Below are 14,296 nucleotides of genomic sequence, written 5' to 3' on the forward strand. Positions count from 1 at the left end.
TCACTTAATGCGCAGGATTCGGTCGGCCGAGAGCGGACCTGCGCCATTAATGACGATGACGAGGAACAGGAAAGTCCACATCATGCGTTGGTCTATCAATGAGATCGCATTGTCGAACAGGCTGCCAAGTTTCACTCCGTGCCCGGTAACGTCAGTGGCGGTCTGAACCCAGATAAAACCGATCATGCCCAATGCTGCCAGGCGTGTAAGTAGGCCAACCAGCAGCAGCGCGGGCAGAACGAACTCTGCAACGGTACCTAGGAAAATCACGATACGCTGGACAATGGTCAGCTGAGAAATATCGTACAAGGCGGCTTCGGCCGCTTTTGGAAAGATCTGACCAAACGCGCCTGCAGACGGCGAGAATATCGAACCGTCGATTTTTGTCATTGCTGAATTCCAGAAATAGAACAGCAGAACCGCGATGAACACGACCCGCGCCAGGGTCGGCGTCAACCAGCCAGAGGTCAATTCCAACCTTCCCAGGGTATTGTTGTGCAATGAGATCAGGGCAGTCATGTTGCCAGCCTTTCGATAGTCACAGAGGTTATTGCGCCGCCCTGCAAAAGCAGCGCCAGAGTGGCCCCAAGGTCAAATTCGGGGAATTCGGCAGAGGTTTGTTCAAATGCCTCGCCAATGGTAAGTCCGGCCTGAACGTGCGCGATCCAGTCCGCTCCGCCTTTGGGCAGAAAATGCGGGGCCGGGTCGAATTCGGGCCGGGTGATCAGGATATCTTCGGATCCGGGGGCAGGTTTTGGTGCACCGTCTTCTGAATTGAAGCGCCAGATCGAAAACAGCGGCCAATCTGACCGAAGAACCTTCATGGATGGCGCAAATTCCAGCTTTGCCAGAACGATCTCTTCCGGTGGGATGGCCAGCGCATCAGGCGGTGCAGGTTGGCTGTCAGCAGAGTGGTAGGACCGGCGCAGCGCCAGTTCCAGACGCGCGACGTCGGCAAGGTAGCCAAGGTGTGACAGCTGCTCCATCCCGGCAAGGAACTCCGGAAATTCCTCACCGTAGAACATCATCAGCGGTGAAGACGGGGGATGTTTGCGCAGGAAAAGCCCGGCAAGCCCATCCATGTTCTGAGATCCCAACAGCCGTGAGATCACCGGAAAGGCCTGATGCATCGCTTCGGTCAGCGAAACAGCCACGTTGTTGCGGTAAACGCTGAACCGTCGCCCGGCGGGGCGTTCTGCGGCATCCCACAAACCGTCCGGAACGGCCGCCGACGGGTCAAGCAGGGCTGCGCGGAACGTGGTTTGCGAAACGCTCATGCTGGGATGCGGTCCAGTGCCGCCTGCGCCCGATCTGCTTCAGCCCGAAGAACGGACCAGTCGGGTACGTCCGTATCCCATTCGATCAGTACGGGTTTCGGGCCGGAACGGTCCAACACGTAATCCAGCAACGTCCACACGGGATCAACGACTTCGCGACCGTGGCTGTCGATCAGCAAGGGACGACCATGGTCGTCTTCGTCTTCGTCATGACCGCCAAGGTGGATCTCGTGGACGTTGTCCAGCGGGTAGGCGTCGATGTAGCTCTGCGGCGAGAAGTCCAGATTGGTGGCCGACACAAAGACGTTGTTCACGTCCAGTAAAAGACCACATCCTGTCCGACGTGCGATTTCCCGCAGGAAGTCAGGCTCGGACCATGTACTTTCTTCAAAAGCCAAATAGCTGGATGGGTTTTCCAACAGCATTTGCCGCCCCACGGTTTCCTGAACCTGATCTATATGGGCACAGATACGCTCCAGCGTTTCGTCCGTGTAGGGCAGGGGCAGAAGATCGTTCAGGAAATGACTGTCATGGGTCGACCAGGCCAGATGCTCGGAAAAGCTGGCCGGATTCAGCCACCCCACCAAGTGTTTCAGGCGCGCCAGGTGATCGGGGTCCAAGGGGCCTTCTCCACCGATCGAGAGGCCGACGCCGTGGACGGAAATGGGGAATTTTTTAGAGAGGTGGCGCAATTGAGCCAGCGGCCTGCCGCCATCACCCATGTAGTTTTCGGCATGGATCTCAAGCCAGCTGACCGGATGCGCATGGTCCAGAATCTGGTCGTAATGCTGGGGTTTATACCCGACGCCCGGTGCCGCGGGCAGTCTGTTCGATCGAAGTGAACTATCCAGCATGTGCAAATCCTCCGGTCACGAAAAGAGGCGGGCGATAGGGCCCGCCCCTCCGATTCTCAGATGCTTGGGCTTATGCCGGCAGGTCGCGCTCCAGCGGTTCCAGCGAACCTTCGCGCGCTGCACCATCTGCCGACTTGGGCAGTTCGATATCGGCGCAGGTTCCAGCGTCGACCAAGGTCCAGGCATTGCCCTGATAGTCAACGGTCGAGGTGCCCGCGCAGGTGGTGCCGGGGCCAGCGGCACAGTCGTTCTGACCGGCCAGCGAAACGCCATAGCATTTTTCTTTGGCTTGTGCGGAGGCGGTTGTGGCGACGCCAGATACGGCTGCTGCAACTGCGCTTGCGATAACCAGGGTTTTTGCGGTGTTCGACATCTCGGTAATCCCTTTTGATGACTGCGTATGTCTTCTTGTGACAATGACAAAGGTAGTAGCTAAATCGGGGCAGGTGAATTCACGAGCCCGTGTCTCACAACCCCGTCAAAGAGCGTAATGCCCTCTTGAAGGTTAACAAACTGTTTTTGAAATGAAAAATTGAAAATGTTTCAATCCGGCCTCTAATTCGAGGCCGGATTTCGTGCAAATTATCGCCGAATGTTACAGAAGGTCGGGCGGGGTAGCCGCCAAAGACAACTCTTTTGTTACAGCCTCAAGCGATTGAACCTGTGTCTGTTTTTCGCCAAGGCGGCGCACACTTACCGTACGCTCGTCAACTTCGCGGTGACCGACGGCCAGAATGATCGGCACCTTGCCGACCGAGTGCTCCCGGACCTTGTAGTTGATCTTTTCGTTGCGAATATCCGCCTCGGCACGCACGCCCGCGGCCTTCAGCGTTTCGACAACTTCCAATACATAGTCATCCGCCTCTGACGTGATCGAGGCGACCACGACCTGTCGCGGGGCCAACCAGAACGGCAGTTTGCCAGCATGTTCTTCAATCAGGATACCGATGAAGCGTTCGAACGAGCCCAGGGTCGCACGGTGCAGCATGAACGGACGATGCTTTGCGCCATCGGCTCCGATAAAGTTTGCATCCAGACGTTCGGGCAAGTTGGGATCAACTTGCAGGGTGCCGCACTGCCATGTCCGGCCGATCGCGTCGGTCAGAGTGAATTCCAGCTTGGGGCCATAAAACGCGCCTTCGCCTTCTAGGACTTCATAGTCATAGCCCGCTGCCTTACAGGCATCACCCAGCGCCTTTTCGACCAGATCCCAGCTTTCGTCTGATCCGATCCGCTTTTCCGGGCGAGTCGACAGTTTGATGGTCCAGTCATGGAACCCTAAGTCGGCATAGACCTTGGACAGGAACGCGATAAACTTGGCGGTCTCAGATTCGATCTGTTCCTCGGCGCAGAAGATATGGCCATCGTCCTGCGTGAAACCGCGGACCCGCATGATCCCATGCAAAGCGCCCGAGGGTTCATACCGCGCGCAGGATCCAAACTCGGCCATGCGTAGAGGCAGGTCGCGATAGGACTTCAGGCCCTGATTGAACACTTGCACGTGGCAGGGGCAGTTCATCGGCTTCAGCGCGTTGATCGCCTTTTCGCGAGCATGCTCCTCGTCCACTTCGACGATGAACATGTTCTCCTGGTATTTGTCCCAGTGGCCAGACGCTTCCCACAGTTTGCGGTCTACGACCTGCGGCGTGTTCACCTCGACGTAACCGTCGCGTTCCTGCATCCGGCGCATATAGTCCTGCAGAGTGGTATAGATTTTCCAGCCATTCGGGTGCCAGAAAATCTGACCCGGTGCCTCTTCCTGCATGTGGAACAGGTTCATCTCGCGGCCCAGCTTGCGGTGGTCACGTTTGGCGGCCTCTTCCAGCATGTGAAGGTGCGCTTTCAACTTTTCCTTGCCGGTGAAGGCCACGCCGTAAATGCGCTGCAGCATCGCGCGGTCGCTGTCGCCACGCCAATAGGCGCCAGCAATGCTCATCAGCTTGAAGGCGTCGCCCGGCAGTTGGCCGGTGTGCTGCATGTGCGGGCCACGGCAGAGGTCCTGCCAGTGGCCGTGCCAGTACATGCGAAGCGGTTCGTCACCCGGAATGGCTTCGATCAGCTCGACTTTATAAGGCTCGTTATTGGCCTTGTAGAATTCGATTGCGCGCTGACGGTCCCAGATTTCGGTGGTGACGGGATCGCGCTTATTGATGATCTCCTTCATCTTTTTCTCGATGAGGCCGAGATCTTCGGGCGTGAACGGTTCTTCCCGGTCGAAATCATAGTACCAGCCATTGTCAATCACCGGGCCGATGGTGACCTTGGTTGCGGGCCAGATTTCCTGCACCGCGCGTGCCATCACATGGGCCAGATCGTGACGGATCAGCTCGTTGGCCTGCTCTTCATCCTTCATGGTGTGGATGGCGATCTGCGCGTCAGATTCGATGGGCCACTGCAGGTCCCAGTGCTGGCCGTTCACGGTGGCCGAGATGGCCTTTTTGGCCAATGAGGTCGAGATGTCGGCAGCCACCTGCGCGGGCGTCACGCCTGCGTCGAAGGATCGGGAATTGCCGTCGGGAAAAGTAAGGGAGACTGACTGTGAGTCTAGGGCCATATCGGCTCTCCTCGTCGGTTTGGCGCCCACTGAACGCCCGGTTGCGGGTTATGTGTGTTCGATCCATTTGGCAGTTGCAGCATGACCTGTCAAGCTCCCAACCGCGCTGTGGCTGACGCGGCGGGAGGTTCGAATTCGGGAATTGCAGCCACGGGGCAGCCGTGCATGATGAACCTCAAAAGGAAAGAGGGCAACATGGCAGCGACGGATTTTCTGAACACGGCGCAGGGGCGGCGGTTGGCTTATCACAAAAGCGATGGGGCAGGGCCGACGGTTGTTTTTCTGGGCGGGCTGAAGTCTGACATGGAGGGCACCAAGGCGGTGCATCTTGAGGCTTGGGCCAAGGCGCGCGGTCAGGCATTCCTGCGGTTTGATTATTCTGGTCACGGTGAAAGTTCGGACAAGTTTGAGGACGGCTGTATCGGGGACTGGCACGAGGACACTCTGGCCGCCGTGACTGAGCTGACTGTTGGGCCTTTGATCATTGTCGGATCGTCAATGGGCGGCTGGCAGGCGCTTTTACTGGCCAAAGCGTTACCGGACCGGATTGCCGGTATTGTCACAATCGCCGCGGCCCCGGATTTTACCGAGGACGGGTATTGGGCATCGTTTTCTGACACGCAAAAACAGGTGTTGGAGACCGAAGGGTATGTCGAACTGCCCTCGGACTATATGGAGCCCTACATCATCACGAAGCGTATGATCGAAGATGGAAGACAACGGCTGGTTTTGCGGGATGGAATGAACCTTCCTTTTCCGGTTCGTTTTCTGCAGGGGACTGCAGATACGGCGGTTTCCAGTGCAACCGCAATGCGTCTATTGGACCACGCCACGGGACCTGACATGCGTCTGCTGTTGGTCAAGGACGCTGACCACAGATTCTCGGACGGGCCATGCCTTGAGATCATCGAAAACGCCGTGCTTGAAGTGATGGGCGTGCAATGATCCGGGCATTCGGCAAAATTATAGGTCGTTTTCTTCTAGTGCTGGTTGCGGCTGGCGCTTTGATCTATTGGTTCGGCCCCCGCGAAGAGGTGAACCTGAATCCGACATTTGAACCCCGCAAGTTTGGCGAAGGGGTGCAGGTCTATTTCGAAAGCGTCGAGTCCACTTTCGATGACATTACTCCGGGTGTTGAGAAACGGGTTATCTGGCGAGACGGGTTCAAAGAACAGCGCACGCCGGTTTCCATCCTGTATGTGCACGGGTTTTCCGCCTCGTCCGAAGAAATTCGTCCGGTCCCCGATATGGTCGCAGAGGCGTTGGGGGCCAATCTGGTCTACACCCGCTTGCAGGGCCATGGGCGCGGTGGGGATGCAATGGCCGAAGGCACCGCCTCGGGCTGGATGCAGAATATGGCCGAAGGGTTGGCTGCCGCTCGGGCGGTGGGCGATCAGGTTGTCGTGATTTCGACCTCGACCGGCGGAACGCTGGCTGCGGCTACGGCATTGGACGACGCGCTTATAGAAAACGTAGCCGGATTGGTCTTTGTCTCTCCGAACTTTGGCGTGAACACGCCCGGTGCCTGGATACCGGGCCTTCCTTGGGCGCGAAGCTGGTTGCCATTGATCATGGGGGAAGAACGGGACGTCTCTGGCCCGGACCCGGAAAAGAACAAGTACTGGTCGTCGGTTTATCCGTGGGAGGCAGTTGTGCCTATGACCGCCTTGGTTGAGTCTGTTTATGCATTGGACTTCTCGCAGGCGCGTGCCCCAGCGCTGTTCTGGTTCTCTGACGATGATCAGGTTGTGCGTCCGGACTTGACCCACAAGGTGGCCGATGCCTGGGGCGGGCCTGCAAGTGTTCAGACGGTAACGATGGGGCCGGGTGATGACCCGTCATCCCATGTGATCGCCGGACGCTTGATGTCTCCGGGGCAGACGGATGCCGCGGTCGCTGGTATTCTGGCATGGCTGAAAGAGCAGGGGATCGAATGATGGAACAGCGCGTCAGCTTAATAACGGTTGGGGTCGAGGACCCGGAAGCCGCGGCCGTGTTCTATGAAAAGATCGGCTGGAAACGTGTCGATAGCCCGGATGGTGTGATTGCCTTTGACTTGATCGGGCAGACCTTGGGCATGTATCCGCTGCCAGCACTGGCCGATGAGATCGGTGTCGATGTCGGCACCTTGGGTAGCGGAGCACTTACGCTCAGCTATAATTGCCGGTCGAAAGAAGAGGTCGCGCAGGTTCTGAGCAAGGTCGAAGAGGCCGGTGCCGAGGTTCTCAAACCGGCTTCGGATGTGTTCTGGGGCGGGCATCACGGTTATTTCCGCGCGCCCGAGGGGACGATATGGGAGGTCGCTTTCAACCCGTTCTCACCTCTGGCCCCTGATGGGGCGTTTCGTTGGAACGGGTACGGGTAATGCGCAAGCCGGGCAGCATGTGGAGCCTTGAAACTCTTGGCCGCGTGCGCCTGTCCCGGCACTTTTTCATGCGGGATTTCCTGTATTCAGAGATTGGAAATTTCCATGAAAAACAGAACCTTCCCGACAACCCTGATCTTGCCATCGAAACTGGTCGGGCCTTTTGCCAGACGTTGCTCGACCCGTTAGAGGAAACGTTCGGACGTGTTGCCGTGCGCTCGGGCTACCGGTCGCCGTCTCTAAACCAATTTGGCAATGAAAACCGGCTGAACTGTGCCCGAAATGATAATCCGCTGGAGTGCCATATCTGGGATTGGGGCACCGGCGATTATCGGGTTGCTGGGGCGTCGATTGTCATTCCGTGGTTCGCGGATCGTTATGCGGAAGGCCGGGATTGGCGCGATCTTGCGTGGTGGATGCACGACCATCTGGAGTATTCCGAGATTTGGTTCTTTCCAAAACTTTGTGCCTTCAATCTGGTGTGGCGACCAATTCCCCTCAAGCGTATCGACAGCTACATCGCCCCGCGCGGCTGCCTGTTGCGTGCGGGCGAAAATCCGGGCGAAGACCTGAAGACTCGTCAAAGGCGCTACGCGGATTTTCCCACGTTTCGCGGTATTGCCTATCCGTGAAGTTTGACTTGCTCAGACTTATAAAACCTCTCATCTTGTTAAAAAACAAAGCCGCTCAAGAGGCTGAGACGAAGGAGGCCGCGATTGATCGAGCCGTTGGTTCTATTGCCCGGATTGATGTGCGATTCTAGGGTGTTCGCCCCTCAGATCGCCCACTTTTCTCGTCAACGCGCGGTCACGGTTGCACCAGTTTCGTTGGGCGAGCGGATTGAAGAGATCGCATCGGGCCTTTTGGATCAACTGCCCCATCGTTTCGCGCTGGCCGGGTTGAACATGGGCGGCGCCGTGGCCTTGGAACTTGTTCGCCGTGCACCCGACCGAATCTCGCGCCTGTGTCTGATGGCGACGGATGCGCAGGCCGACACGCCCCAGATCGCAGCAACGCGAGAAGAGCATATGGTCGGCGCGAAGGCCGGACGGCTTGAAGAGGTGATGCGAAAAATCATTGGGTCAGACACACTGGCCCCAGGGCCAAGACGCGTTCCTATCCTAAATGACGTGATAACAATGGCTCTGGACCAGGGGCCGGATGTCTTTGACCGGCAGATGCGCGCTTTGCAGCGGCGCGCTGATCAGCAAGGGGCGCTGAGGACGATCAAGTGCCCCACGCCGGTGCTGTGTGGGGCGCGTGACCTGCTGTCACCTGTGCGCAAACACGCCTTTATGGCGGAATTGATCCCGGATGCCGAACTGAAAGTGGTCGAGGACGCGGGACATTTGCCAACCCTCGAGACCCCTCAGGTCGTCAATGAAGCGCTTGAGAACTGGTTAAGCACACCTGCGCGAACCACCTACGGATAAAGGGCTGCGCGTTCGGATTTGCTGAGGATCACAGGCTCGGCAACCGGGTCAAAAGTGCCTGGGTCGAAGAAGGGTGTGTTCTTCCAACTGCCTGACACCCGCGATTTCGCGACACGGGTCACTAGCCCATATACGGCTGACCCAATCTTTTCATGGGTCTGTTTGCCGTGTCCTGTGGGGATAAACCCGCGCGTGGTGATCGGCCCCAACCCACTTGGGTCGGGGATACGTTTGACGATAAAACCCGCGAATGGGAACTTCGGCGTTGTTGGTGTGGTCGCCAGTGGCGCATTGCAGCAACTGGCATACCAGCGCATCATCCCTTTGGGGCTTAGTTGCATCAGCGCGAGATGCTCTGCGCCACCGTCGAAATGGATCTCTTCCGGAAGCATCTGCAGGATTTCAACAGGACCGGGGGCAGGATCGGGTTGCCCAAAGTACAATTGCGCCGCGCGGCAATCGTGACAGTAGCACACGACATGTGTGCCGTGTTTCACGCCTGCGGCGCTGATCCGTCCATGTAGGGAACCGCAAGAGCAGGAAAACGGGGTATCTTTCACCGTCTTCCTGCTCATCGTTTTCAGGCCACTTTGTTTTTGTTTGCCGCGCGACGCTGTGGTTTGCGCGTGTTGGCGTTCATGAAGTCGATCACAAGCGGCCGGATATTGTCGCGCCAGCTGCGCCCCGCGAAGATGCCGTAATGGCCGGCGCCGGGTTCGACATGACTTGCCTTTTTGTTGGCCGGCAAGCCGGTGCACAACTCAAGAGCGGCGATACACTGACCTGGGGCCGAGATGTCATCGTTTGCGCCTTCGACCGATTTGACCGCAACATCAGTGATTTTGCCGATATCGACTTTGTGCCCCGCAACAATGAACTCGTTGCGCGCGATTTCGCGGTTTTTGAAAACGCGCTCGACTGTGGACAGGTAAAACTCGGCTGGCATATCCATAACGGCCAGATATTCATCGTAGAACCTGTTATGGGCATCGTGATCCGATGCTTCACCCCGCATCACGCGCTGGATCTGATCTGTAAACGCCTTGGAGTGGCGGTCTGCATTCATTGACATGAAAGAGGCAAGCTGCAGTAGTCCGGGATAGACCATGCGCCCAACGCCTTTATATTTGAAGCCCACGCGTTGGATCATGGTTTCTTCCAACTGTCCCATGGTGACGCGGCGGCCGAAATCTGTCACGTCGGTCGGAGTGGCGTCAGGGTCAACCGGCCCACCGATCAGGGTCAGTGTGCTTGGCTGGGCTTTGGGTTCAACCTCGGCCAGATATGCGGTCGCGGCCAGGGTCAGCGGAGCGGGTTGGCAAACGGCGACGACATGTGTGTCCGGGCCCAGTTCCTTCATAAAATCGACAAGGTAGAGCGTGTAATCCTCGACATCGAACTTGCCTTCGGAAACGGGAATATCACGCGCATTATGCCAATCAGTTACGTAAACCTCGCAATTGACCAGCAGGCTCTTGACTGTCGAGCGCAACAAAGTCGCGTAGTGCCCCGACATAGGTGCAACCAACAGTACCTTACGGGGTTGTTCTTCCCGTCCGTTGACGCGAATATGGATCAGGTCGCCAAATGGGCGCTCCATTACGGGAACAATATCAACAAGGTGGTCTTTGCCATCCTCACACGTGAACGTTCGAATACCCCAGTCCGGCTTTGCGATCATGCGCTGAAACGTGCGCTCGGTCACTTCGCCCCATGCGGCCATCATGCTGAACGCTGGGTTGGGGATCATGGAGAACAGTGGGTAAGACGCCATAGCACTGGCCGTTGCCCCCATCCATTGGTTCGTGTTGCGCATGGTTTCCATAAGGTCGTAGGTCATCATGTAGCGCATATAGGGGGCCTCCTGGCTGCCGGTGTGAGTGTCGGACCATTCGTCGCTTTGTTCCCCAAGCCCACGACGATTATTCTGCATAGCAGCGAGGTTAAGGGGGAATTGTTAAAATGACAACAAGTGAACACCAGACACAGGAGCTATCCCCGGAACACCTTGAGAGGCTTAAAGAAAATATGGACAAGGTGGAGGAGCTTTCGAAGCGGCTTGTTGATGCGATGTCGGGAAAGAAGGGTCATAACCCTGCGTTAGACGGTCCGAATCAAGAGCTTTATGCAAAGGCAGCATCGGCGTATTGGGCTGAGGCGATGCAGAACCCGGCCAAGCTGTTGGAGCAGCAGATCGAGTTCTGGGGCCAGTCTGTTCTGAACTTTGCCGAGGCGCAGCAGGCGCTGGTGAGCGGCGAGGAGGCGGAAGAGGCCGCCTCCGCCCCCCGGGACAAGCGGTTTTCCAACCCTCTGTGGGAGACAAACCCGTATTTCAAATTCATCCGCCAGCAATATCAGACCAATGCCGAAGCCATCGCGCAAGCAGTGGCTTCGGTCGAGGATCTGGATGTGCAGGACAAGCAGCGGCTGGCGTTCTTCTCGCAGCAGATCATCGACATGATGTCTCCGACGAACTTTCTGGCGACCAACCCGGATGCGCTGGAAAAGGCGGTTGAGACGGAAGGCCAGTCACTGATCCAGGGGCTGGAAAACCTCGTGGCCGATCTCGAGGCTAATGACGGTGAGATGGTGGTGAAGCTGGCCGATGACAGCGCCTTTGAGGTTGGCGGCAATATCGCGACAACGCCCGGCGATGTGATCTATCGCAACCGGCTGATGGAGCTGATCCAGTACAAACCGGCGACCGAGACGGTGCACGAAACACCGCTGGTGCTGTTCCCGCCCTGGATCAACAAGTTCTACATTCTGGACCTCAAGGCGCAGAACAGCCTGATCAAATGGGTGACCGAGCAGGGCTATACCCTGTTTGTGGTCAGCTGGGTGAACGCCAATGAATCCCACGCCGATATTGGCATGGAGGATTATATCCAGGAGGGATTCCTGACCGCGATCGAAGAGGTCAAATCGATCTGCAAGGTCAAACAGGTCAACGCTGTCGGTTACTGCATCGCGGGCACCACGCTCAGCCTGACGCTGTCGCTGCTCAAGCAACGCGGCGACAAGTCGATTAAGTCGGCCACGTTCTTCACGGCCCTGACCGACTTTGGAGACCAGGGAGAGTTCACGCCCTTCCTGCAGAACGACTTTGTGGACGGGATCGAGGATCAGATCTCGGAGGACGGTGTACTAAAAGCGTGGATCATCGGGCGCACGATGTCATTTCTGCGCTCAAAGGACCTGATCTATGGGCCTGCGATCCGCAGTTATATGATGGGTGAGACACCGCCCGCGTTTGATCTGCTGTTCTGGAACGGGGACGGGGCCAATCTGCCCGGCCGCATGGCGGTTCAGTACCTGCGCGGCCTATGTCAGCGCAATGACTTCGTCACCGACGGGTTCGAATTGCTGGGGCACAAGCTGCATGTGCGCGACGTGGACGTGCCGCTGATGGCGATCACCTGCGAGACCGATCACATCGCGGCGTGGAAGGCGTGTTATCGCGGAGTGCAGCAGATGGGGTCGCAGTCAAAGACCTTCATCGTCTCGGAATCGGGGCATATCGCCGGAATCGTGAACCCGCCCAGCAAGAAGAAATACGGGCATTACACCAACACCGATTTGAAGGCAGACCCCGAAACCTGGCTAAAAGAGGCCACGTATCACGAAGGGTCCTGGTGGCCCCGGTGGGAGGCTTGGTTGAAGAAGCGGTCAGGCAAACAGGTGCCAGCGCCCACGCCCGGCGATTCGGGCCACCCCAGCTTGGCGCCGGCGCCGGGGACCTATGTACGGGTCAAGGCAAGCGGTTGATTTTAAATTATTTCGTGGAAAAATTCTGCAATGCAGCAAGAAAAATCTTGCAATGCTGCATTGCGGCATCCATATTATCCTCAAGCTGATGAAAACCGGGGTGGGCCCGGTTCGGCAAAAGGATTTAGGACAATGGCAAAGACGCAAGATTTCACCGCGACCCTGAAAGACGTTATGGGCGCGTTCCCCGTTGACACCACCGCTCTGGAAGGAGCTTTCAAATCGACCGCGACGCTGAACGAAAAGCTGTCGGGTGTTGCACTGGAAGCGGCTGAAAAGTCGGCTGAGATCTCGAACAAATGGACCAAGGACACCCTGGCCAAGCTGACCGAGATGTCGAAAGCCAAGGCAGAGCCTGCAGACTACGCCAAAGCGGCCACCGACTTCGCCAGCGCATCGGCTGAAGTTGCAGCTGAAAACATGGCAGCCTTCGCAGAGATCGCGAAAAAAGTTCAGTCCGAAACCGTTGAGCTGCTGATGGCAGCTGGCAAAGACGTAGCCGAAGACACAACCGCGGCTGTCAAAAAAGCCACCAACGACGTGACCGCAGCTGCCAAGAAAGCAACTGCTGCCAAGTAAGCAAACGCCGCGAGGCGCACCCACTCCTCCCAATCGGTGCTATCGCGCAGGGCAGGTCGAAAGACCTGCCCTTTCTTTTTGTGCTGCGCTCGCATAATCTCTGCTGCAATGCATCATCCTTGGGGAGGGTAAACGGTGTCGGAACAAGAAAAACCACTGTTGATCAAACGTTACGCCAGCCGTCGGCTGTATAACACCGAGACCAGCGACTACGTCACGCTTGAAGACATTGCGTCGTTTATTCGGGACGGGCGCGAAGTACAGATCATAGACCTGAAGTCAGGTGATGATCTGACGCGGCAATATCTGCTGCAAATCATTGCTGAACACGAAAGCCGCGGCGAAAATGTGCTGCCGGTCAATGTGCTGAACGATCTTGTGCGCAGCTACATGCTGCCGGGTGGCGGTGTGATGCCGCAATTCCTACAAAGCTCATTCGAGATGCTGCGGGAAAACCAGAGCAAGATGATGGAAAACATGAGCGCGATGAATCCGATGTCTCAGATGCCGGGATTCGATGCAATTCAGGCGCAGCAGCAAGCATTCCTGAAAGCCATGACAGGTGGTCTGTCCGGCGGATGGTCCGGTCCGGACAAAGACGATGACGCCAAATCCGAGCCCAAGGAAGATTTGGACGACATCAAAAAACAGTTGGCGGAACTGCAGCAAAAGCTGTCCAAGCTTAACTGACGTGGCCCAAGATGCGCTGGTTGATCCTGAGTATCACGCTACTTTGGATGCAACCCGCGTCGTCGCAAGGTGTTTTCTCGGACCAGTGGACCCAAGTTTGTACATTGGGGACACGGGCCGAAGCCGGATGTGATGCGATTCGTGCACGCGAAATTCTTGCGGCCGATCAGCCCCCGTGGCGGGCGATTGGACGTGTTAATTTTGCCAGTCGGGATCAGAAGTCTCACTGCACCGGTGTTCTTGTTTCGGACAATCTTGTCCTGACCGCCGCGCATTGCCTGTACAACACACCGCGTCAGCGGTGGATTCCACCCTCAAGCATCCGTTTCGCCGCCGGTTATCAGCGCGGAGAAGCTGCTGCGGTTTCAGGCGTGAAAGGGTATCGGCTCCATCCCGAACAGGGCGTTGAAGGTCGGTTTGATGACAGAGCAGACCTGGATTGGGCGGTTCTGGAACTCAGCGCGCCGATTGGGCAGCAAGTCGGCTATCTGCCGCTGGGGGATGATAGCGCCACTAGCACGTTTGTTGCGGGGTATCCCGGTATCCGGCCCCATGTGCTGAGCAAAACAAAAACCTGCCAACCGCACCGCCATTCAAGCGGGGTTTTGCTGGCGACATGTCCGGTCATGATGGGCGATTCTGGTGCGCCTTTGTTGGTTAGGACGGAAACCGAATTGCAGGTTGTCGGAATCCTATCCCGCGTGGCTGAAACCCCCAAGGGGATCACAGCACTGTTTTTGCCGGTCGATCTGTTTGACCTTGGACCTTAGTCGTCG

At 57.1% G+C, this 14,296-nt stretch carries 16 protein-coding genes; 9 read left to right on the plus strand and 7 right to left on the minus strand.

The features are described 5' to 3' along the window. From AC2FI9_RS07500 to thrS, 5 genes are all read right to left on the minus strand, one after another. Nucleotides 1-519, minus strand: a complete 519-nt coding sequence (locus tag AC2FI9_RS07500; protein WP_282169248.1) for a DoxX family membrane protein — start codon at nt 517-519, stop codon at nt 1-3. After that, a complete protein-coding gene (locus AC2FI9_RS07505; RefSeq protein ID WP_496766889.1) occupies nt 516-1,277 on the minus strand; it encodes an HvfC/BufC family peptide modification chaperone in 762 nt (253 codons plus the stop codon). The genes AC2FI9_RS07500 and AC2FI9_RS07505 overlap by 4 nt, the downstream gene beginning before the upstream one ends. Beyond that, on the minus strand, nt 1,274-2,131 hold the full coding sequence (gene bufB / locus AC2FI9_RS07510; RefSeq protein ID WP_496766890.1) for an MNIO family bufferin maturase: 858 nt from the start codon (nt 2,129-2,131) through the stop codon (nt 1,274-1,276). The genes AC2FI9_RS07505 and bufB overlap by 4 nt, the downstream gene beginning before the upstream one ends. Nucleotides 2,132-2,201: 70 nt before the next feature. Then, the gene (locus tag AC2FI9_RS07515) at nt 2,202-2,504 is read right to left on the minus strand and encodes a BufA1 family periplasmic bufferin-type metallophore (protein WP_058275886.1); all 303 of its coding nucleotides are present in this window, start codon (nt 2,502-2,504) and stop codon (nt 2,202-2,204) included. A gap of 222 nt (nt 2,505-2,726) precedes the next feature. Then, nucleotides 2,727-4,685: a threonine--tRNA ligase gene (gene thrS / locus AC2FI9_RS07520; protein ID WP_496766891.1), complete on the minus strand. Its 1,959-nt coding sequence runs from the start codon at nt 4,683-4,685 to the stop codon at nt 2,727-2,729. 195 nt (nt 4,686-4,880) lie between these two features. Here thrS and AC2FI9_RS07525 point away from each other — a divergent pair, with 195 nt between their 5' ends. From AC2FI9_RS07525 to AC2FI9_RS07545, 5 genes are all read left to right on the plus strand, one after another. Further along, nucleotides 4,881-5,630 (plus strand): alpha/beta fold hydrolase, encoded by a 750-nt coding sequence (locus AC2FI9_RS07525; RefSeq protein WP_496766892.1) that lies wholly within the window; start codon nt 4,881-4,883, stop codon nt 5,628-5,630. Further along, nucleotides 5,627-6,622: an alpha/beta hydrolase gene (locus tag AC2FI9_RS07530; protein WP_496766893.1), complete on the plus strand. Its 996-nt coding sequence runs from the start codon at nt 5,627-5,629 to the stop codon at nt 6,620-6,622. The genes AC2FI9_RS07525 and AC2FI9_RS07530 overlap by 4 nt, the downstream gene beginning before the upstream one ends. Then, a complete protein-coding gene (locus tag AC2FI9_RS07535) occupies nt 6,622-7,050 on the plus strand; it encodes a VOC family protein (protein ID WP_496766894.1) in 429 nt (142 codons plus the stop codon). Before AC2FI9_RS07530 ends, AC2FI9_RS07535 begins: the two co-directional genes overlap by 1 nt. A gap of 17 nt (nt 7,051-7,067) precedes the next feature. Beyond that, a complete protein-coding gene (locus AC2FI9_RS07540; protein WP_496766895.1) occupies nt 7,068-7,682 on the plus strand; it encodes a hypothetical protein in 615 nt (204 codons plus the stop codon). A gap of 84 nt (nt 7,683-7,766) precedes the next feature. Continuing rightward, on the plus strand, nt 7,767-8,483 hold the full coding sequence (locus AC2FI9_RS07545) for an alpha/beta fold hydrolase (RefSeq protein ID WP_496766896.1): 717 nt from the start codon (nt 7,767-7,769) through the stop codon (nt 8,481-8,483). Here the strand turns inward: AC2FI9_RS07545 and AC2FI9_RS07550 are convergent. After that, nucleotides 8,474-9,058, minus strand: coding sequence for a DUF6151 family protein (locus tag AC2FI9_RS07550; protein WP_496741113.1), 585 nt, complete (start codon nt 9,056-9,058; stop codon nt 8,474-8,476). The genes AC2FI9_RS07545 and AC2FI9_RS07550 overlap by 10 nt on opposite strands. Before the next feature lie 5 nt (nt 9,059-9,063). Then, entirely contained in the window at nt 9,064-10,335 is a 1,272-nt protein-coding gene (phaZ, locus tag AC2FI9_RS07555; RefSeq protein WP_496723867.1) for a polyhydroxyalkanoate depolymerase, read from the minus strand. 110 nt (nt 10,336-10,445) lie between these two features. Between phaZ and AC2FI9_RS07560 the strand changes: the two genes are divergently transcribed. The 4 genes from AC2FI9_RS07560 (at nt 10,446) to AC2FI9_RS07575 (ending at nt 14,290) form a co-directional block, all read left to right on the plus strand. Next, on the plus strand, nt 10,446-12,251 hold the full coding sequence (locus AC2FI9_RS07560) for a PHA/PHB synthase family protein (RefSeq protein WP_496766897.1): 1,806 nt from the start codon (nt 10,446-10,448) through the stop codon (nt 12,249-12,251). A gap of 132 nt (nt 12,252-12,383) precedes the next feature. Beyond that, nucleotides 12,384-12,830: a phasin family protein gene (locus AC2FI9_RS07565; RefSeq protein WP_058274073.1), complete on the plus strand. Its 447-nt coding sequence runs from the start codon at nt 12,384-12,386 to the stop codon at nt 12,828-12,830. A gap of 135 nt (nt 12,831-12,965) precedes the next feature. Further along, nucleotides 12,966-13,520 carry a polyhydroxyalkanoate synthesis repressor PhaR gene (phaR, locus tag AC2FI9_RS07570; protein WP_496723607.1) on the plus strand — a complete coding sequence of 185 codons (555 nt, stop codon included), beginning with the start codon at nt 12,966-12,968 and terminating at the stop codon, nt 13,518-13,520. Nucleotides 13,521-13,531: 11 nt separating this feature from the next. After that, a complete protein-coding gene (locus AC2FI9_RS07575; protein WP_496766898.1) occupies nt 13,532-14,290 on the plus strand; it encodes a trypsin-like serine peptidase in 759 nt (252 codons plus the stop codon). Nucleotides 14,291-14,296: the final 6 nt, after the last annotated feature.

It is taken from the genome of Ruegeria sp. CDSA246, from assembly GCF_059611225.1.